Below are 20,804 nucleotides of genomic sequence, written 5' to 3' on the forward strand. Positions count from 1 at the left end.
TACACTACTCCATATAAAAATCAGCCAATCAATTTATTTGATTGGCTGATTTTAATTAAATCTTATTTTATGCTTCAATCAATTCTGCAGCTTTTTTAAGGTGTTCCATGATTTCAATATGCTGTGGACATGCACCTTCGCACTGGCCGCAGGTATAACATGTTGAGGCTTTTCCGCTTCCTCGGGTTGCAAACATATAATTGTGCCTTGCTCCCTGTAAATTATTATATACCAAATAAGTATTCAGGGCATTTAATATATTGGGAATTGCTATGTTTGCAGGACATCCCTTTGTGCAATACTGGCAATTGGTACAGGGAATTCTTGGAACATCCTCCAGCGCTTTCTGAACTTTTGCTATAACCTTGCGTTCATCATCGGTTAATGGCTTGAAATCCTGCATGTAGGATAGATTATCCTTCATCTGATCTAAATTGGACATACCGCTAAGCACTGCTATTATTCCATCCAATGATGCGGCAAAGCGTACAGCCCATGATGCCACTGAAGTATTTGGATTTGCTTCTTTGAATATTCCCGCTATGCTGTCAGGAATGCTTGCCAATGATCCGCCTTTTACCGGCTCCATAATTATAACAGGCTTATTGTGCTTTCTTGCCACTTCGTAGCATTTTCTTGATTGCACGGAATCACTTTCCCAGTCTGCATAATTTATTTGCAGCTGCACAAACTCCATATCCGGATGCCTGTTCAATAAATCATCAAGAACGTCAGCCTTGTCATGGAAAGAGAAGCCTAAATGCTTAATCAGGCCTTTTTCCTTCTGCTCGGCAAGGAACCCCCAGATATTATAATCATAAAAAGACTGTGTGCGATTATCTCCCAGGTTATGCAAAAGATAAAAATCAAAATATCCTGCTCCAGTTCTTTCTAAAGAAGTCCAGAACATGTTCTGTGCTTCTTCTGCGGTCTTTGGGCCTGCCCATGCAGGAAGCTTGGTTGCAAGCTGGAATTTATCCCTTGGATAGCGGTCTACCAAAGCTTCTTTGATGGCTGCTTCCGATTTACCGTTATTATAGCCGTAAGCTGTATCAAAATAAGTAAATCCTTTTTCTAAAAATAAGTCCACCATTTGCTTTGTCTGTTCGATATCAATATCCTGTCCAATCATCGGAAGCCGCATCAACCCAAATCCCAGTTTTGGAATGTTTTCACCCAAATATGCCATTATTATCCCCCCGTGTTTTATTTATTTTAAAATTATATAACGTAATTAAAGTATATTTATATAATTATAACTCTTTATCCTAAGTTTTGGTCAATAGCTTTGATAAAAAGTATAAAAAATAACATAATAATTACTTCTTATTGTGAAAACATATAATTAATAATATAATTTGATAGAGCTTAAAAAAAACATTAAGAAAAGGTTGTTGAAAATATGGAAATTATAAATTGCAAGCAAGTCGCACTCTCTATTGAGGAAAATACATTGGTGAATATTCACAAATTGAAAGAGGCAGGTGTAATCCCTACCGTAGCAATCATAAGGATAGGTGATGACGAAGGCAATATATCCTATCAAAAAAGTATAATAAAAAAGTGCGAATCCATGGAGATACAATATAAGCTATATGAATATGACAAGGTGGAAGAGAGATCATCCTCAAGATATCTGGATCTTATAAAAAATTTGAACAGGAATGAAAGTATTCATGGAATAATGGTTCTTATACCGAAGAATTCCACTACCGATGCCATTACTTTTATTCATTCGGGCAAGGACGTTGATAACATAACAGGCAAGGGTGATATGTACCCCTGTACGGCAGAAGCGGTAATAGCCATTTTAGATTATATGAACATAAACTTAGAGGGTGCCAATGTGGCAGTTATGGGAAAAAGCAATAAGGTAGGAAAACCTGTATCTGAAATGCTTATGAACAGAGATGCCACCGTAACCGTGTGCCATGCAAAAACTGTAAATACTCACGAGATAACCAGCCGGGCTGATATTTTGGTTGTTGCTATTGGCGTGCCAAAATTTGTAGATGAAAAATTCATAAAAAAAGATGCTGTTATTATTGATGTTGGCATTAACGTGGATGAGGAAGGTAAATTGTGCGGTGATGTGAATTTAGACAGCGTAAAAGACAAGGCAAAGGCTTGCACTCCTGCTGTAAACGGTGTTGGTGCTGTCACAACCGCAATCCTCATGAAGAGCATATATTTATGCGCTTACAAACAAACTCGGGCCAAATAAAATAAGCTGTGCCACTTATGCATTCGAAATTTCTCAATACCGTAATGAATCATCAAGCGTCTAACAATTAAGTTTTAAAATATTCCATAAAATAACAGCGAACACTTATGTTCGCTGTTTGCATATCTATTGATTTATAAACTTTTAAGTGGTAGTATAGAAAGTGGAGTTTTTAATATCATATTATAATAACTCAATAATATCATATCACACTTTTAATTATGCGTCAATAGATTTTGAAAGGTCATTTACATTATTTATATGGAGGTGCCTTATATTGTCATTTGAAATTATCGATGTATCTTCATGGCTTATACAAAAACCAGCGGTGGTTGAAATTGAAAAGTGCAACGAACTGACCAAGCAATTTGGATTGACCTTATCCCGTTTGGATGCTGTAAAACTTATTGAAACGCGTACTGCCGCGTTGAAAAAAAACGGGCGGATTGAATTTGGAGGAGGTGTTATTGACAAAATAATCAGAGAATTCTGCGATTCTCCTTATATATCTATGCATAATTATGCCGAAACACTTCATGAACTTATTGAAATGTTTTATTTTTATAAGAATGAAACCCTTGATTTAATGAGTGACGATGAATTGATAAAATTCATGAAAAAAAGCTTTGATGATAAATGCCAGGGGTCATTGGAACTGCTCTCAGGGCGGGAGCTTTCCAACATGGCGCGAAATTTAAAATGCGGGCATGCTCCGGACCACTTGGAGGATATCCTGGATGATGAGGAAGATGAAGATGGCAGATATTGATAAAAGGTGCATTATTGACGATAAAAATTTAAGCAGCGAGCATTACTTCTCTTTGCTCCTTAAGGAATCCCGTAAACTCGGCCTTTTAGAAGATTCAGATATGACAAATATTCAATTACAGTGTATTGAGCTTTTGGCATATAAAGTTGAGAGATACAACAGCGGCGACAGCAGTTCTATAAGAGTGGAAACTGCCGAGAGTATTATGAAATCCAACTTTTACACGATGGGGGTGTATTTGAAATCTCTGCAGGATACCGGACATGCTGTGAGCCAAATAAAAACATCGCCGGTTTCTTTAATATATCAAAAAGGCAGGAAATTAATTAACGCGAAAATTCATGCAGCAAAGCATATCTATAGGATGATTCAAGGCAATAAATTGACTACCATAAACTACGCCTATAACGCAACGGTAAGCCATAATGGCGTAGGAAGTTTTTTTGAATTATATAATCCGGAATATGAAGCCCATGAAACTATTGCATCCATCGATTATCAGATTTGCAATACTATTACAGGTTTGGCGGGCGTTGAATATATTTTAAAATATCTTGAAAATATTTTTCTTGAAAACCAGTTTTGCAGAAATTTTGCCGCGGAGGATATACATCATCTGCTCTGCGGATATGATGAAGGTTACAAGGACCTGCTAATTAATATATTTGAGCAGGTATTGGCAGCGGCATTAGGATGTGTGCTTGCAAACCGAAGCGTTTTGAAGCTGGATATTTCAGGGCAGGAAGTTGAACAGCTATATAGTGAGCTGTGTAAAGATGACGACAACTTGCTTATTTTTAAAATTCATAATGCAGCAGAGAAGATCTTTAAAGAGGCGGATATATCAAGTATCCCCCTTCAAAGATATATTAAAATATGCCTGCCTCAAATCACAGCAACTATAATAAACGCAGTCAGAGAAGATACTCTTGATAAAGTATTTGTATGCCCTGTTAATCCCGACATGAGGCCTAAGGTGAGATTTTCATCCGGTGCCAAGATGAGGGATGAAGATTACAGGAAGTTTATAGGTGAGTTGCACGAATGCCGGTATTCATCTGATAAGTCTGAGCTTATAAAAGAAAAAGTAAAATCCTTTGGTGATTTTGAAGATTTATTGCTTGATGGCAAATTAAGCCAGGAAGAGATGCTATACGTCTTTGATATCCTTGGAAATGGTGAGATTGCTGCATTAATTAAAAGACATCCGTTTCAAACTTTTATTCAGGCTGTGGATTTGTCCGAAGATGAACGGGTACTGCGAATATACCTTAAAAGGTACTTTAACAGGCTTAAAGCAGACAGGCAGGAGCATATTCTTGAAGTCATGGAGCGTCTTATTGATAACTGATGATATTGAAAGAACTTAGAATAAATACAAATAAGAATGCACGAAATGTTTTCGGTGTAGTAATAAATTATGGTTTTGAAATTTCTCTAGAAGAAAATAAACTGTAAATTTATTATATCAGGGATGGTAAATAGGAACAGTAAATGTTATATTTAAATAGTAATATAATGATATTTTTTGTAATATTGTTATAGTAGACTCACTATGAAAATATCATAGCATTATCTATTATTTAATCATTATAAGGGACAAGCACTTGATTTTGCAGTTAAATAGTCATTCATTAAAAGGAGGTATGTATATGTTAACCAAAAGACAGAACCTTTTAGAGACTATTAGAGGCGGACACCCCGACAGATTTGTAAACCAATGGGAGGCTTTTGCAATGGTCGCCGGAGACCCAATTACTGCAAAAAATCCCAGGCCTACAGTTAAAGGAGGGCCGGATGTAACAGATGGATGGGGAGTTGTAAGAAGATTTCCCCCAAATGTACCGGCTGCCTTTCCCCTTCATGACCCGGCACACAAGGTAGTAAATGATATTACCAAGTGGAAAGAGGTAGTGAAGGGTCCTACATTTGATTATGCCGAAGGAGCCTGGGATAACATTCTTGCTCAAGCTGCCAAGGTTGACAGAAATGAGCAGTTTCTATCCATGCTTGTTACACCGGGAATTTTTGAACAGGTTCATTACTTAACCGGAATAGACGATTGCCTGATGTATTTTTATGAAGAGCCTGAAGCATTGCATGAATTAATCGATTACATCGTGGATTGGAAATTGCAGTACGCACAGCTTGTTTGTGACATAGTAAAGCCCGAAGTAATTATTCATCATGATGACTGGGGCAGCCAGCTCAATTCTTTTATGTCCCCTGATATGTTTGCCGAATTTATCGTTCCTGGTTTCAAGAAGATATACGGATATTACAAATCCCATGGAGTAGAGTTAATCGTTCATCACAGCGATTCATATGCGGCAAATTTGGTTCCGTATATGATCGAAATGGGAATAGACATATGGCAGGGAGTTATGACTACCAACAATACACCTGAATTGATTAAAAAATACGGCGGCCAGATTACATTTATGGGTGATATCGATAATGGTGTAGTAGACCGGGAAGACTGGTCACTTGAAGTAATAAGAAGAGAAGTAGAAAGAGCTTGTACAAACTGCGGTAAATTATATTTTATACCCAATACAACAATGGGCGGAGCCAACAGTTTATATACAGGCGTTTATGAAACTGTAACTGCAGAGATAGACAGAATGAGTAAAGTAATGTTCTAAATTGTAGACATCTATTCCGCATATAAACTGCGAATAACAGTGCTGGCATAATAAAAATATAAGGGGCACTTATAAAAGTGCCCCTTATATTTTAGGTATAAAGCATCTCTTAATTATCCTGCCAATTTCCGTGGCAATTCAATCATATCCATCATAAAAAGAACTTATCAACATATCAGAACAAAGTCGAAAAGGTCAAAAACGGAATGGTTGTAAATTTATGTAAAAGGTATTAATATTAAATATATAATGTTATTTTTATAACGGATTGTTTTTAACTAATTTTAAATTAGTTAATTATAAAAAGGAGGGTAAACCTAATGTCAAAATCAAAATTGACACCAAAGGAAAATTATCTGAAGGTTGTAAGAGGGGAAATACCTGATTGGGTACCTATACATACCATGGGATTACCGGGCTACAATGGTGAAACAGCCTGGAAGATGGTAGGGCCTAATATCTGGGGAACTCCCGGCGCACCATCTAAAGATGGAAGAACAGATATCTGGGGTGTACATTATGTAGCCAATGAAGAGACGAACTATGGCGGCATTCCTGAACCAAACAATTTCATACTTGAAGATGTGACAAAATGGCATGAAGTTGTAAAAGCTCCTGAAACTCCTGCCGTAGATGAAATAGACTGGGATGCACAGATGAAAAAGGACTATGAGTTTTCAAACATCGATACCACTCAATCAGCGGCGATGATGAACATTCCTTTGATGCCTTTCCAGCAGCTGATAGCTTTGATGGGCTTTAACAACGGTCTTTGCGCATTGCTGGAAGAACCGGAATCCTGCAAGGAACTGATCAATTTTATGATTGACTATTATATGCCCTTCATTGAAAAAGCAGTTGATGTTTATAAACCTGATATGGTTTATATCCTTGATGATACTGCTGCCAAACTAAATCCCTTCATTTCTCTCGACATTTTTCAGGATATATTTGTACCCGCCTATGCAAGACTTTTAAAACCCGCAAACGACAGAGGCATTCCAATACAGCTTCATAACTGCGGAAGATGCGAAGACTTTTTAGATGATATGGTTAAGTTGGGAGTCAGAGCCTGGGACCCGGCACAGACTGCAAATAATCTTTTGAGCATTAAAGAAAAGTTTAAAGGTAAACTTACTGTCTGCGGATGCTATGACTGGAAGGTTCCATTAACATGGCCGGAATATAATGAAGAAGAACTTAGGCAGAGCGTAAGGGATGCCATTGACAAATACGCACCTGGCGGCGGATATGCGGCAAGAGCTAATGCCCTTGGCAAATTCGGCGATCCTGACATTGCCAAGGTTAATGAAATCCTTCAAAGTGAAGTTTACTATTACACAAGAGATTATTATATAAAATAATAAGTGAGGAATTAATCACATTAATTATAGAAGGCATATTCATGCCTTCTATAATATTAATAAAAGGAGGCACACAATGTATAAATCAAAGCTGACTCCGAAAGAAAATTATATGCGTATCTTAAAAGGAGAAATGCCGGAATATGTTCCTGTATTCACAATGGGAAATCCACCATGGAAGGGTGAACCGGTATATAAGAATGTAGGACCTTTTATATTCGGAATGCCTGCAATGACACCGCCTGAAGGAAGATACGATATATGGGGAGTGCATTATGTTGCCAATGAAGAAACGGGTTATGGAGGTATTCCTGAGCCTAACAATTTTATTTTGGAGGATATTACCAAATGGCACCAGGTTATAAAAGCTCCAAAAATGCCGGAGGTGGATTGGGAACAGCAGGCAAAGAAAAATTACGAATTTGCCAAAATAAACCTCGACGAATCGGCTGCATGCATAAACGTAGGATTTATGCCATTTCAACAGCTTATTGCCTTTATGGGCTTTAACAGCGGACTCTGCGCATTATATGAGGAGCCGGAATACTGCAAGGAATTGCTCAATTATATGGCAGATTTTTATTTGCCTGTTATTGAAAAATCCGTGGAGTATTATAAACCGGACCTGGTTTATTTTGCTGATGATACGGCAGCAAAGCTAAATCCCTTCATGTCTGTTGAAATGTTCAGAGACATATTTAAGCCTGTTTATGAAAGGATATTGAAACCTGTGAACGAAAGGGGCATTCCCATACAGCTGCATAACTGTGGGAGATGTGAAGACTTTTTAGATGATATGGTTGAATTGGGAGTCAGGGTATGGGATCCGGCACAGCCCACAAATGACCTTTTAAGCATAAAAGAAAAATATAAAGGCAAACTTGCTGTAGCAGGATGCTATGAATGGGTTGTACCAGACACATGGCCGGATGCAGATGAGGAGGAAACGAGGCAGGGCGTACGGGATGCGATTGATAAATACGCACCCGGCGGAGGTTTTGCAATAGCCGCCAATGCTTTGGGGAGAATAGGAGATCCTGACATTGCAAAGATCAACTCATGGATTAAGAGCGAAGCTTATTTATACGGCAGAGGTTATTACATAAAATAAGTATCTTAAAAATAGGGGATCCAGAATTATGAACACTCCATTCGTATTCGGGTTCTGTAAGTTTTAAGGCTCCCTGCCTTGAAAATGCAAGAATTTTTGATAACTCGCTAATCGCTCAAACAATCAAAAGTTATGAGGCGGCGTCACCAAGAACTTTTAAAGAACTCTCACAATGCTCATTTACGTTGTTCATAATTCTGGAGCCCCTGTGCTATTATATTTTCTGCTTCTTAAAGAAATGCTCTCCGTAGGAATTGAGTTCATCTATTACTATATCGTTAATACCAGGCGTTAATGGCTGACCGTTAGGTATTTCGGGTATGAAATATCCCTGGGGTACATATTCATCGCAGGCTCTTCTAACTTCTTTTCTCACTTCAGCTTCTGTCCAGTCTGCTTTGTCAAATACAACGCCGTCAATACCGCCCTGAAGTGCCATTGAACCGTTGAGAGTCTTTTGAATTTCATGTATGTTATTCTGAGGTATTACACCCTGCCATACGTCAATTCCTATCTCGGACATATCCTGAACAATCGGTTCGCATACACAGTCGGCATGATGCTGTATCAACACTCCTCTTGATTTCATATATTCATATATTTTTGCCCAGCGGGGTTTTAAAAGAGCCCTCCAGGTATCGGGGTGCATGAACAGATCCTTTTTGTTTCCCCAGTCATCATGGATGTGAATCATGTCAGGCTTGATATGGTCTATCAGTTCTTTAAGATATGCAAGCTTGAATTCGCATAAAACATCTAAGAGCTCTCCCATGGCTTCAGGTTCTTCAATATAGTTCATGAGGGCGTCTTCAAAGCCCATCAGCATATGCGTCAGTTCAAAGAGGCCGGTAAAACAGCATCCCATGAGAAGATAATTTTGCCGGTCAAATTCCTGGGCTCTTTTTTCTGCTTCTGTCCAGTCAACATTGAATTTGGAAGGCCAGGGAACATCTATGTACTTATCCCAATGCCGGATATCTTTTATCACTTTTGTTTCTTCCGTTACATAGGGGTTGGCAGCCGGATGTCCTTCAAGCCACTTCCATGATATACCCCATCTGTCTTTTGATATGGCTCCCGGGACCCTGTTCATGTAAGCCATGGCCAAAGGATCAAAGAACATTCCTTTTGTAATTTCGGAAACATGGCAAATATAATCCGGATGGCCTCCTTTAAGCAGTCTTAAATAGTTTTCTCTGGGTGTAAGCCTCCCTGTAAGATCGAACATATTAATCCCCCTTAAAAAATATTTATATATACTATTATAAATATTACCATCATTTAACATGTTTTGAAATTATAATAATTTGAAATAATTTTTACATATTATGATTGTGCATATAAGTTAATTTTTTTATTATTCCAAAATTGATGATGATTCAGACAGTCAAAAACTTATACCTGTAAGGCAATATATTTAAATTCTCCTTATGATTTTAGCTCCTGATCATTTTATGAGGTTTATATAAACCCTAAAAGGGTGGATGGCATATAGCTTGACTTTTTCAGCATTTATGATAAAATTTTATTAAAATATTATAAAATTATCTTAGGTGCCCCGATTTTCGGGGAGAATAGGGAAACCGGTAAGAATCCGGTACGGACCCACCACTGTAAGGACGAGCTCTTGCCGATCCACTGGCTTATGCTGGGAAGGGGCAATGATGCGTTTGAGTCTTAAGTCAGGAGACCTGCCTGAGATGAAAAAAGTCTTTTCTTTAATAAAGGAAAAGCGGCGGAGATGACGGCAAAGTCCCGACCACAATTAATTTGTGGCGGGACTTTATTTTTTTATAAAAAATAAAGTGGAGGCGATTAAAATGACTGTATCAAAAAATGTGACTGCATATCACGGCGTGGCCAATATCAAAGAGGCGGAAATGAAAGAGCTTGAAGCTGCACTTAAGGAGCTCGTATCGGGAATTGAAGGATTAGACGAAGCAGCTATTATGGCAATGAGAGAAAGGCTGAATGCAAAAATTAAGCCTTTAAGGAGCTTGGGTGTTCTGGAAGATATTGCCGAGCAGATTGCAGGCATAATGAGGACTTCTCATCCTAAAATTGCAGGCAAGGCAGTTCTTCTTATGGCCGGGGACCATGGCGTTGTGGCAGAAGGGGTAAGCGCCGCTCCCCAGGAGATAACGGCCCAAATGTTTTACAGCTACTTAAATGGAAATGCAGGTATTAATATTTTAGCCTGCCATGCGGGAGCAGAGGTTATTTGTACAGATGTAGGAATTGCGCCGCTGCTTAATCCTCCTGAGCTTATGATAAACAGAGTAAAAAGTGGAACGGATAATATGATGCATGGGCCTGCAATGTCAAGGAAGGATGCTCTGATGGCAATCTTAACCGGGGCAAAGGTTGCGGCTGATGCTATTAAATCAGGAGTGAACATTCTGGCAACAGGTGAGGTTGGTATTGGCAATACGACACCAAGCTCTGCTCTTATTTCAGTTTTCACAGGCCATTCTGTTGAGGAAGTCACAGGACGCGGAACAGGGGTCAAAGATGATGCCTTAAAGCATAAACAGGAAGTTATAAAACGCGCAATAGAAGTCAACCAGCCCGATGTTGACGACCCCATAGATGTAATTTCAAAGGTGGGAGGATTGGAGATTGCAGCCCTTACAGGAGCAATATTGGAAGCTTCCTATCAGAATGTGCCTGTTATTTTGGACGGCATTATTTCAGTGGCGGCAGCGCTGACAGCAGCAAAAATCGCACGGCTATCTGCTTCTTATATGATTTCATCCCATAGCTCGGAAGAGCAAGGACAGCGCTTGGCCTTAAAACAGATGGGTTTAGGACCAAGATTGGATTTTCATATGAGATTAGGAGAGGGGACAGGAGCCGCATTAATGTTCCCGATAGCAGAAGCTGCAATTAAAATTGCCGATGAGATGGCTACCTTTGAAACAGCCGGTGTCACTACGGGAGATTTTTAAATAGGAATTTTAAGATTATTGACATTTTATGTATAAAACATAAAATGAGTACTTGTGCATGTTTTAGTTTCTGAAAAAGAAAATAAATATATATCCCCCCGGGCTTAATTCGGGGGGATAAAATCATTTATGCGTATATTAAAGATTTTCGGCCAGCTGTTCAAGTACATGGGCATTCTTGTTCAATTCTTCTATGGAAGCGGTAATTTCTTCGAAAGCTGCCGCCTGATCCTGAAAAGACCCATTTACTTTGCTTACACCATTTGTTATATCCTCAATGGATTCTTTAATTTTTTGTATTATGTCATTTATCTGAGCAATTGATTCACCACTGGAATTGGATAGCTTTCTGATTTCCTGAGCTACAATATTAAAGCCTCTTCCTGCCTCACCTGCTCTTGCTGCTTCAATAGCGGCATTTAAACCTAAGAGATTGGTCTGAGCGGAAATGCTTTTAACAAATTCTATTATTTCATTAGTACTTTCCGTTTCTTTGGCAGCACCATTTGCCTTTTCAAGAATTATGGTATTTTCTCCGGCCAGGTTCAGAACTTCTGCAGAAACCTGCCCTACAACAGTAGATATCTGCGAAAGGGCATTAGACAGAGTTTTGGAAAGGTCATGTATTTTATTCTCACGCTCCAGGCTTTTTCCCAACACAAGGCAGCCTTCTATATTGCCTTCTTCATCAAATACCGGTATTCCAGTAGCTCTCACATCTACCCCTAAAACCTCTTTAGGCACTATTTTGGTGACAGGTTTTCCTGCCTTCATACACTCGTAAGCCACGCTTCCGGGTTGTATAGGGTCGCCTACCTTTAAATTGGTTTTAGTGCTTGTACCATTTACTACTTTAATATATTTCGCGGTATCGCAAATTGAAAAATTCACATCATCCCGGAAGAAATGAATAAGATAAGGTATCAAGTTATTATAACTGTTAAAAATTTCGTTTTGATATTCTCTTTCGTTCATATATCGCACCTCCAATCATGAAATATGAAAGATCTCAATTTCATGAAACTTATAATTGCATGTTTTATCGTTTATTGTAGATTATGGTATCATAAACAATAATATCATAAAACGGATAAATTAAAAAGTATATGCATCGGCATATAACAACTCCAACTCATTCGTTGCAATTTTATATAACCTATCATTTTTATACGGGGTGTATAAATGATATAATTAGCATATATACTATTATTTTCCGCTAAATGTTTAAAAATCATAAATAATAAAGGAGGTTTATGCATGACGGCACATTTAACCCAGAAAGAAAATTTTTTACGCGTCGCTCGCGGTGAAATGCCGGAATACGTACCTGTATCAACATTCGGCAGGCCGGGAGCTGCACCGCTTATGACAATGGCAGACCCATGCATTTTAGGAAGTTTCAGAGGTCCGGAAGGCGGAAAAGACCCGTGGGGAGTTACTTTTGTAACCAATGCGGAAACCAACTTTGCGGCGCTTCCGAAACCGAATGATTTCATCCTGACAGATGTAACAAAATGGAGAGATGTAATCAAAGCGCCGGATTACTCAGGTTTTGACTGGGAAGCAGCAGCTAAAAAAGACAGGGAAAAATTTGTACAAGACCCCGAAAATACAGCATTTGTTATAAGCGGCTATGCAGACTTATTCCAGCAGTTTATAGGGTTCATGGGCTTTACGGAAGGTTTGTGCGCCATATACGAGGAAAAAGAAGAAGTAGAAGAGCTGTTGGATTACATGCTTGAACATTCACTTTACATCACCAAGAACGTCATTCATTATTATAAACCTGATGGCTATTATTTATTAGATGATTCAGCCTCAAAGCTTCATCCCTTCATTTCCCCCGAACTCTTCGAAGAGCTTTTTGTTCCCCGTTATAAAAAATGTCTGGACATTGCAAGAGATGCAGGACTGCCTATTTTTTATCATAATTGCGGCAGATGTGAAGATTTAATGCCTTCAATGGTTGAAATAGGAGTAGGTGTGTGGGATCCTGCCCAGGTAGAAAATGATTTAGTGGCGGTAAAGAAAAAATTCGGACGCAAGCTTGCAATTAATGGGGGATTTGAACTCAATGTACCCATAACCTGGCCGGTAATCGATGAAGAGGAAGTGCGTCAGGCTGTTCGTGATACCTTCGTAAAACTCGCTCCAAACGGCGGATATATTTTCAGCGGAATGTTAAAGACACTGGACAGGGCTGATCCTAAAGTTATGGAAGTAAACGGCTGGATAGCAGATGAAGCACTGAAATTAAGCAAAACTGTATATAAGTAATGTATGCTTGAATAATACATTATCCTCAATATCCACATAAAAAGATAAATCCCTGGGGATTGTCCACAGGGATTTATTTTATTGATTTATTCCCATCCTTAAACGTCTTCTCTTTACGGCAGCATTTCTTAAAAGCACGAGAATTCCAAAAGCGCCGAATATCGTACCTGATAAGAACCAGACTATGTTTCCTGTATCAATTTTTTGAGAAACGGAATTTATGATATTTTTCTTTTTCACTTCCTCCATGGCTTTTAAATTGACTTCTTTTACTACAGCTCCATTAAGGGTGAAAACTGCCTTCCCTATAATCTGATCTGCCTTAATGGACGACTTAAGGGATACAATATCATTTTCCTTGTCCACAATGGATATAAGGGTTTCATCCCATAAAAATTCTTTTTGCATTTTAAGGTATTCTTCCATTACATAGGTCTCTGCAAAATCCTCATCCGGCAGTGCTATCAGGTCTTCCGGGCTGTTGGGTGAGGAGTTCTCAACATTTAATGTGTAAATTGGCTTATCTTTAACAGCACCTTCATAATACCCGAAGTTATAAAATCCATATTCCAGAAGCTTTTGTGAATCCTCCCACCTCGCCTGGCTCGTGGAATTTAAAGTTACGGCAATAAGGTCCATGCCATCCTTTGAAGCAGAAGATACAACACAAAATCCTGCAGGGGTGGTGTATCCTGTCTTAACACCTGTAGCATATTCATAAAAATCCTTGCCTGTTTCATTAATAAGTTCATTGGAATTTCGCCAGGAATGGTCAATAGTTTCGACTATCTGTCCATTGCTGAAAACAGGAGTAGCTTCTGTATTATATTTAAAAGTATTTACAGCCTCCCTGAAAAAATCTATTTTCATCGCTTCCATGGTAATAAGAGCAAGGTCGTGGGCAGTAGTATAATGGTTTTTATCATGATATCCATGGGGGTTTACAAAATTTGAGTTATTTGCACCAAGCTCTTTTGCTCTTTTATTCATAAGCTCTGAAAACTTATCCATTGATGCGGTTTCATCAAGGGACATATCATTTGCCCTCAAACGGCCTATGTAAACTGCTATGACTGCAGCAGCGTCATTGCCCGAAGGAAGCATAAGTCCAAGTAAAAGCTCCCTTAAAGAAATCTCTTCCCCTTCTTTTAAGTAGGCTTTACTTGAATCCCAGGGTACCATCATTACTTCTTTGCCGACAGTTATAATATCCTCCAAGTCGCCCATTTCAAGAGCTATTAAGGCAGTTAATATTTTTGTGGTGCTGGCAGGGTATAATTTTTCATCCTCATTCTTTTGATACAGCACCTTGCCGCTGTGAGCCTCTATGAGTATAGCGCCTTGTGCATCTATCGATGGTTTCGTTATTGTATCCGATGCCCTAACAGCAGAAAGTGTATATGGCGACAGGAAGAATTCAGTCAAAATTAGTATTATATGTAGTGTAAATAATTTTACAAATCTTCGTCTCAATTGTAGTCTCCTTTCAACCGTTAGTCTGTAAATAAAAACCTTTTTTATTTTATCATTTTTACATATTTAATTCAATTTACCAAGATGATAAAGCGTGCTGGTTTTATTTACCATATTGTATGAAATGTAAGAACCCCACCCGCTATAGCAATCAAAGATTGCTAGCGGGTCCCGGGAACCTTGTTGTTGCACAATAAGAACCCAGTCATCATATGTAGCAATCAAAGATTGCTATAGCGGGTCCCGGGAGCCTATGTTTGTGCAATATAAAAACATGTATTAATGCAGTTTTTTACATTAATACATGTTTTAGGCAAATGCTTGAATAAAACTAATATGTTTATTTGCCGCCGTACCTGATTCTTGATAGTTTATATACTTCTTCTCTAAAGGCAGGTGTCAGCATTGGTGCAGCATAGAAGCCTAAAAGTGAAGGTTTGCCTGGCTGGCAGAACTTTTCAACATATTTGGCTGCTGCAGCCCTCTGCTCCTCCTCAGAAGCATCGGGGTTTAAGGGATCAGGGATGATGCCTAAGATTATTTTATCTCCGTATTTTTCATAAAGCATATGGGTATCATTCATAGGCTGTCCGCTCCAGGAATCCCATCCTGCAGCTATCATATTCGGTACCTGCTTTTCATCCTGTCCGCAGCAGTGGAAATCAGCAAACATTCCCTTCGAGTGGATATAATCCGTAAGCTTTCTCATGGCAGGAACTATCATTTCATTGCAGGTTGCGGGTGAGAAGAAAGTATCTTTTTGTGCACCCCAGTCGTCATGGAAATTAAATCCGTCAATTCCGGGAAAATGCTCAAGATACTTGTCCACGAGCTTTATATAAAGATCGGAAAGTTTATCAAATAATGCTTTTACTGCATCCTTTTGTTCATCATCGATTAATGCTATGACTGCATTATCAAAATCCATAAAAGAAATTAGCCTTTCGAACCATCCGTTTAAAACAGTGGGTATGTTGTAGACATCAGGAGAAAGGTTAATGGCTTTTTCACTTACTTTCCAATCCCATTTATCCAAGTCGGGCCATACTAATTTTTCTTCCCATTCATTTGCGTTTTTAAGGAAAGGGTTACCCGGTTTTACCATTGAACCGCCGGCTACAGGTACATACACCCATTCAATACCGAACATATCTTTTCCGCCGCCTAAATCCGGTGGCATCATTTCATCTTCGATTACAAAGGCTCTTGCTACGTTATCGGGATTTGCTTTGGGGGAAAACATACGGGTTTCTATGGTAGTAATCTGCCAGACAGGTTCTCTCTTTAGTGCTGCAATGTAAGCTTCTTTGCGTGATACAGGAAAGTCATACAAAGGTGTGGGGGGGCCTCCGAATCGGTTAGGTACTTCACCTACAACTTTAAGTTCTTTCTCGTCAAACTTAGGAACAGCCATTTTCTACACTCCCTTTTATTTAATTTTTTTATTATGACTTAACTTGATATGAAGCTTCGATTGTTGCTGCATAAATACAGTATCAAACTGTGATAAAACCAATAATTTGATGTATATACATTATTTTACTATATCTGGACAAGTTAAGTCAAATTAGTGTTTCAATGGCCTTTCCATATATTAAAATATCAAATTCATATAATCATTTAAAATAAGCCAATCTTATAATATGCTCAGGATCATCGCCCCTGTGATTCCATAACAGGTCAAAATCGATTTCTTTATGCTCACCGTAGGTTGACACCGAAATATAGTATTTGCAATGTTCAGGATCGAAATGAAGGCGGGTTATGGTCATCCAATGCCAGGTAAATTCATCCAGCTCGGCGGCGGGATGCCTTAAAACCAATATGGCCACCGGGAGCTTCTGATACAGGGCTTCTGAAATAAAGTTTATGGCATCGCCCATCTCCTTTGCATTTTCATCAAGTATATGAGGAGTCAGAATCACACCTCTGCTCTCAGAAAATGACATAACATTTTCAGTAAACTGAACAACGGAGGTAAGGCCGCGATGCCCCGGAATTACATATTCACGAACTTCGACCATGTGTTCAATGAAATCTTTTTTATTTATAATACCCTTTGGATGATACAAGTTTCCGTATTTTTCCGGAAAGGCTTGAGCTAAATATGCGGTTATGTTAGCAGCCGCAACAGGCCCGCAGCCGCTTCTTTGATGCTGCTCACTTGGAAACCAATGCTGGTCTCCACCGTAATAAACAACTTCAGAATCATAAATAGAAAGTTGAATTTCTTCCGTTGGGCAGTTGGCGGATTCAGCGAAATTGTTCATGAATGCCCCTCCTTTACTTGTTTTTATCCGATATTTTAATTGATATTTTGTCACGGAATTTTTTTAACTATTATACAATATACTATATTTTCAAGTAAGTGTAAAATAAATTATAATCATAATAAAAATTGCCATAAATGGTACTTACATTACATTTGTAAATAAACTGAACTTTAATAATAATTATAAAGGGAGGCATAGGCTCATGAGAAAAAGAAAAATAGGACAAGATGGACCATTGGTTTCAGCGGTAGGATTGGGGTGCATGGGTATGTCCGGTATTTATGGAGCTGCAGACCTAAAAGAATGCATTGCAACTATTCACAAAGCCCTTGATGAGGGTATCAATATTTTTGATACCGGGGATTTTTATGGTTCGGGGCATAATGAATTGCTTTTAAGAGAGGCATTTACGGGTTATAAGCGAGAGGACATAACTATTTCTGTAAAATTCGGTCATATGAGGACCCCTGACGGAGGATACACCAGTCCTGACTGCCGTCCGGAAGCGGTGAAAAATTTTCTTGCTTATACTCTGCAGCGTCTGGGAGTAGACTATATTGACATATATTATCCTGCGCGGCTGGACCCTACCGTACCTATAGAGGATACCATAGGAGCAATTGCCGACATGGTTAAGGCAGGATATGTACGTTACATAGGTCTGTCGGAAATGAGTGCTGAAACTGTAAAAAGAGCACATAAGGTCCATCCTATAAGCTGGCTTCAAATTGAGTATTCACTTTTCAGCAGAGGTATTGAGAAGGAGATCTTGCCTTGCATAAGAGAACTTGGAATTTCTCTAAGCGCTTATGGCGTATTATCCCGTGGATTGCTAGGCGGTGCCTGGGATAAAAACAGGGCTTTGATTGCTAATGATGTACGCAATAATTATCCCCGTTTTTCGGGAGAAAACCTTAACAAGAATCTTGCTCTGATAGAAGATTTACGGAATATTGCACAAAAAAAGCAAGCTACGGTTTCACAGCTTGCCATTGCTTGGGTATTATCCCGTGGGCAAAATATAATTCCTGTAATTGGTTCAAGAAAAATCTCTCAATTGAAGGATACTTTAGGTGCTTTGGATATTGATTTAAGCACAGAGGATATAAGAGAAATCGAAGCTGCCATACCTATAAACTCTGTTTTTGGTGAGCGTTACAGCCTATACCAGATGAAGATGCTGGACAGCGAGAAATAAAATTACAATATACCGTGTTCAATTAATGCCTTTTTTAATTCAGCTGGGCTTGTTACTTTAACAGCATTAATTCCAAGAGCTTTTGCAGCTTCAATATTTTTATCATTATCGTCAAAAAATAATATTTCACCTGGGTTACAGCCTGTCTTCTCAATTACGTCAAGATAGGCTTCTTTGTCCGGCTTTAAAAAACCCGTTTCAAAGGACAGGAAATAATCGCCTATACCGCTTTTTCCATATAACTCACCTGATACCATATCCCAGTGGATTGGGTTGGTATTAGACAATATTGCTTTTCTGTAAGCGGATGGTATGGAACATAATACTTCAAGGGCATTAGGATAAAAGCCCTTTATGAATTTGCCAAAGCAAGAAATCAAAAAAGGTGAATCTACTGGCAGATTGAATTCTCTTATTATAGTTTCTGCAAAGACAGCAGTGTCCATTTTCCCTGATTCAAAATCCTTTGAATATTGGGAAGAAACCCATTTTTTCCAGAACTCTTCAGCTTTCTCACTCCAGCCTATTAAGGACAAGAATTCGGGAATATGAGAAACTTCAGCTAGTACTCCTCCCAAATCAAATAAAAGAAGCTGATATTTCATTAAATTTCACACCCCTATATTTAAAAAGATAAACTCACCGGTTATGGTGAGTTTATCTTTATGTATTATACTAATTCCTTAGCTTTAACAGCAGCTCCGCCTGCGTCACGGGCATAGGCGTCAGCTCCGATTGAGGATGCGAATTCAGGAGTGATAGGTGCTCCGCCTACTATAACCTTGAATCCGGTCAAGCCGCTTGATTTTATAGCTTCTACAGTTTCTTTCATAGCCGGCATAGTTGTTGTTAAAAGTGCTGAGCAAGCAACAACTTTAACATCAGGATTTGCTTTTATTGTTTCGATGAATTTTTCTTTTGGAACGTCAACGCCGAGATCGATAACATCGAAGCCTGCGCTGCCTATCATAAGAGCAACAAGGTTCTTACCGATGTCATGAAGGTCTCCTGAAACAGTTCCGATTACACATTTTCCAAGGGAAACTGAACCTGCACTTGCAAGAACGGGTTTAAGAACTTCTACGCCTTTTTGCATAGCTTTTCCTGCAACAAGCATTTCAGGAACAAATATTTCTCCTGATGAGAACTTGTCACCAACTACTCCCATTGCGGCAACCATAGCTTCGAGTATGGCAGTTGCCTCAAGTCCTTCATTTAATGCTTCCTGTACCAAGCCAGGAACCACCTTAGTCTTACCGGCTGCTACGCCAGCTTTGATTTCATCAATTTTTGACACTTTAATTTCCTCCCTTTATTATATTTATAAAGTTAAGTAAAGTTTGTCCAAAATATTATTATTAAGATTTTAGAACAATATCTTGCTTATCCTGTCTATCTCTTCGCTTACAACACCGTATACTTCGGGATATACGCTGTTGGGACCACCCATTGTTGTGTTCGGTATGAAGTAATGTTTTCCGCAGTTTCTGCAGGCTCTTTCTACTTCTCTTCTTATTACTTCACGTGACCAGTCAGGAGTATCAACTACACCATTATTGATATCTCCCATGAATGAAATCTGACCGCCATATTTCTTTATGAGTTCAGGTGTATTATTTGCTTGCATACAGCCTTGCCATATATCGATGCCCATTTCTATCATATGAGGAACCAGATTGGCACCGTATGAATCGCTGTGGTGTACTATTAGCTGGACACCATGGGATTTGTAATATCCATAAATTTTCTTGAATGCAGGAACTATAAATTCCGCAAACATATCAGGAGACATAAAGGAATTGAGCTGGCTGCCCCAGTCATCATGATGGATTATAACTTCCGGCTTAACATGTTCACAAACAAGTTTAGCATATCCCAGCTTCCATTCGGTGATGAAGTCAATGAGTTCATGCATGGCTTCGGGTTCTTCAAATAGGTATAATAAGCAATCATCAATACCTGTAAGGTAATGAGCTTGTTCAAATACTCCAGGCGCGACCAGCATGGATACAAAGTATTCATTGCGGTCAATTTTAGCAGCCTGAGCCTTAATATTATCCCAAGCTTCCGCCGGAACATCCAGATTAGGGGTTTTTGTAACTTGCTCTTTCCACTTGGTAATGTCTTTTATTACTTTGTGTTCATGATCATGAACAGGAAATGGTCCGGGCACATTTGCAGGAAAACTCCTTGTAACTCCCCAGGCATCCACTATGGGTGGTTGGCCTTGGACGGCACGTGGGCTTTGAGCAGAAATTGGGTCTCCGGCAATCATCGCAAATGCTTCCCACTGATTGACAAATCTGTCGGGATTTCCGCCTTTGATGGTTTCTAAAAGATTTTGTCTCTTGGTTAACATACAATTACCTCCTTTTGATACGTATACTTAATATTAAAAATAATAATTAAGTCTGAACAATGGCGGCAAATAATTTCTGCGTATGTTATAGTGAATGATCAGTAAAATGTGCGACAGATAAGTAGACATAAGGTGTTAACAAAAAAATAAGAATGAAGTGTCT

18 protein-coding genes and 1 riboswitch are annotated in these 20,804 nt (G+C 38.8%); of the genes, 9 read left to right on the plus strand and 9 right to left on the minus strand.

Features of this window, described 5'->3' with window-relative positions; translation table 11 throughout:
- Positions 1 to 67: 67 nt before the first annotated feature.
- Positions 68 to 1,189 (minus strand): aldo/keto reductase, encoded by a 1,122-nt coding sequence (locus OXPF_RS03990; RefSeq protein ID WP_054873916.1) that lies wholly within the window; start codon positions 1,187 to 1,189, stop codon positions 68 to 70.
- 213 nt (positions 1,190 to 1,402) lie between these two features.
- Here OXPF_RS03990 and OXPF_RS03995 point away from each other — a divergent pair, with 213 nt between their 5' ends.
- The 6 genes from OXPF_RS03995 to OXPF_RS04020 all read left to right on the plus strand — a co-directional run bounded on the left by OXPF_RS03995 (position 1,403) and on the right by OXPF_RS04020 (position 8,113).
- Complete coding sequence (locus OXPF_RS03995) at positions 1,403 to 2,224, plus strand: bifunctional 5,10-methylenetetrahydrofolate dehydrogenase/5,10-methenyltetrahydrofolate cyclohydrolase (RefSeq protein WP_054873917.1); 822 nt, start codon at positions 1,403 to 1,405, stop codon at positions 2,222 to 2,224.
- 277 nt (positions 2,225 to 2,501) lie between these two features.
- A complete protein-coding gene (locus tag OXPF_RS04000) occupies positions 2,502 to 2,993 on the plus strand; it encodes a DUF6323 family protein (RefSeq protein ID WP_054873918.1) in 492 nt (163 codons plus the stop codon).
- A complete protein-coding gene (locus tag OXPF_RS04005; RefSeq protein ID WP_242854311.1) occupies positions 2,962 to 4,344 on the plus strand; it encodes a DUF6179 domain-containing protein in 1,383 nt (460 codons plus the stop codon). The genes OXPF_RS04000 and OXPF_RS04005 overlap by 32 nt, the downstream gene beginning before the upstream one ends.
- A 301-nt stretch (positions 4,345 to 4,645) precedes the next feature.
- A complete protein-coding gene (locus tag OXPF_RS04010) occupies positions 4,646 to 5,638 on the plus strand; it encodes a uroporphyrinogen decarboxylase family protein (protein ID WP_054873919.1) in 993 nt (330 codons plus the stop codon).
- Positions 5,639 to 5,958: 320 nt separating this feature from the next.
- The gene (locus OXPF_RS04015) at positions 5,959 to 7,002 is read left to right on the plus strand and encodes a uroporphyrinogen decarboxylase family protein (protein ID WP_054873920.1); all 1,044 of its coding nucleotides are present in this window, start codon (positions 5,959 to 5,961) and stop codon (positions 7,000 to 7,002) included.
- A 76-nt stretch (positions 7,003 to 7,078) separates the two neighbouring features.
- Positions 7,079 to 8,113, plus strand: a complete 1,035-nt coding sequence (locus tag OXPF_RS04020; RefSeq protein WP_054873921.1) for a uroporphyrinogen decarboxylase family protein — start codon at positions 7,079 to 7,081, stop codon at positions 8,111 to 8,113.
- A gap of 214 nt (positions 8,114 to 8,327) precedes the next feature.
- On the opposite strand, the gene OXPF_RS04025 is transcribed toward OXPF_RS04020, so the two are convergent.
- Positions 8,328 to 9,341 (minus strand): uroporphyrinogen decarboxylase family protein, encoded by a 1,014-nt coding sequence (locus OXPF_RS04025; RefSeq protein ID WP_054873922.1) that lies wholly within the window; start codon positions 9,339 to 9,341, stop codon positions 8,328 to 8,330.
- Positions 9,342 to 9,647: 306 nt separating this feature from the next.
- A riboswitch (cobalamin riboswitch) is annotated at positions 9,648 to 9,826 on the plus strand.
- Between the two features lie 107 nt (positions 9,827 to 9,933).
- Here OXPF_RS04025 and cobT point away from each other — a divergent pair.
- Complete coding sequence (gene cobT / locus OXPF_RS04030) at positions 9,934 to 11,061, plus strand: nicotinate-nucleotide--dimethylbenzimidazole phosphoribosyltransferase (protein WP_054873923.1); 1,128 nt, start codon at positions 9,934 to 9,936, stop codon at positions 11,059 to 11,061.
- A 138-nt stretch (positions 11,062 to 11,199) separates the two neighbouring features.
- Here cobT and OXPF_RS04035 read toward each other — a convergent pair whose 3' ends face one another.
- Positions 11,200 to 12,036: a methyl-accepting chemotaxis protein gene (locus tag OXPF_RS04035; protein WP_054873924.1), complete on the minus strand. Its 837-nt coding sequence runs from the start codon at positions 12,034 to 12,036 to the stop codon at positions 11,200 to 11,202.
- Between the two features lie 282 nt (positions 12,037 to 12,318).
- On the opposite strand from OXPF_RS04035, the gene OXPF_RS04040 reads away from it, so the two are divergent.
- Positions 12,319 to 13,338 (plus strand): uroporphyrinogen decarboxylase family protein, encoded by a 1,020-nt coding sequence (locus tag OXPF_RS04040; protein WP_054873925.1) that lies wholly within the window; start codon positions 12,319 to 12,321, stop codon positions 13,336 to 13,338.
- A gap of 78 nt (positions 13,339 to 13,416) precedes the next feature.
- Here OXPF_RS04040 and OXPF_RS04045 read toward each other — a convergent pair whose 3' ends face one another.
- The 3 genes from OXPF_RS04045 to OXPF_RS04055 form a co-directional block, all read right to left on the minus strand.
- Entirely contained in the window at positions 13,417 to 14,811 is a 1,395-nt protein-coding gene (locus OXPF_RS04045; protein WP_054873926.1) for a D-alanyl-D-alanine carboxypeptidase family protein, read from the minus strand.
- A 340-nt stretch (positions 14,812 to 15,151) separates the two neighbouring features.
- The gene (locus tag OXPF_RS04050) at positions 15,152 to 16,225 is read right to left on the minus strand and encodes a uroporphyrinogen decarboxylase/cobalamine-independent methonine synthase family protein (protein ID WP_054873927.1); all 1,074 of its coding nucleotides are present in this window, start codon (positions 16,223 to 16,225) and stop codon (positions 15,152 to 15,154) included.
- A 202-nt stretch (positions 16,226 to 16,427) separates the two neighbouring features.
- The gene (locus OXPF_RS04055) at positions 16,428 to 17,081 is read right to left on the minus strand and encodes a hypothetical protein (protein ID WP_054873928.1); all 654 of its coding nucleotides are present in this window, start codon (positions 17,079 to 17,081) and stop codon (positions 16,428 to 16,430) included.
- 205 nt (positions 17,082 to 17,286) lie between these two features.
- On the opposite strand from OXPF_RS04055, the gene OXPF_RS04060 reads away from it, so the two are divergent.
- On the plus strand, positions 17,287 to 18,282 hold the full coding sequence (locus OXPF_RS04060) for an aldo/keto reductase (RefSeq protein WP_054873929.1): 996 nt from the start codon (positions 17,287 to 17,289) through the stop codon (positions 18,280 to 18,282).
- 2 nt (positions 18,283 to 18,284) lie between these two features.
- Here the strand turns inward: OXPF_RS04060 and OXPF_RS04065 are convergent, their stop codons facing one another.
- The 3 genes from OXPF_RS04065 to OXPF_RS04075 all read right to left on the minus strand — a co-directional run bounded on the left by OXPF_RS04065 (position 18,285) and on the right by OXPF_RS04075 (position 20,641).
- Positions 18,285 to 18,887 (minus strand): HAD-IA family hydrolase, encoded by a 603-nt coding sequence (locus OXPF_RS04065; RefSeq protein ID WP_054873930.1) that lies wholly within the window; start codon positions 18,885 to 18,887, stop codon positions 18,285 to 18,287.
- A 65-nt stretch (positions 18,888 to 18,952) separates the two neighbouring features.
- Positions 18,953 to 19,579, minus strand: a complete 627-nt coding sequence (locus OXPF_RS04070) for a corrinoid protein (protein WP_054873931.1) — start codon at positions 19,577 to 19,579, stop codon at positions 18,953 to 18,955.
- A 69-nt stretch (positions 19,580 to 19,648) separates the two neighbouring features.
- Positions 19,649 to 20,641: a uroporphyrinogen decarboxylase family protein gene (locus tag OXPF_RS04075; RefSeq protein WP_054873932.1), complete on the minus strand. Its 993-nt coding sequence runs from the start codon at positions 20,639 to 20,641 to the stop codon at positions 19,649 to 19,651.
- Between the last annotated feature and the right edge of the window lie 163 nt (positions 20,642 to 20,804).

The sequence above is a fragment of the Oxobacter pfennigii genome (assembly GCF_001317355.1).
Taxonomy (GTDB): Bacteria; Bacillota; Clostridia; order Clostridiales; family Oxobacteraceae; genus Oxobacter; species Oxobacter pfennigii.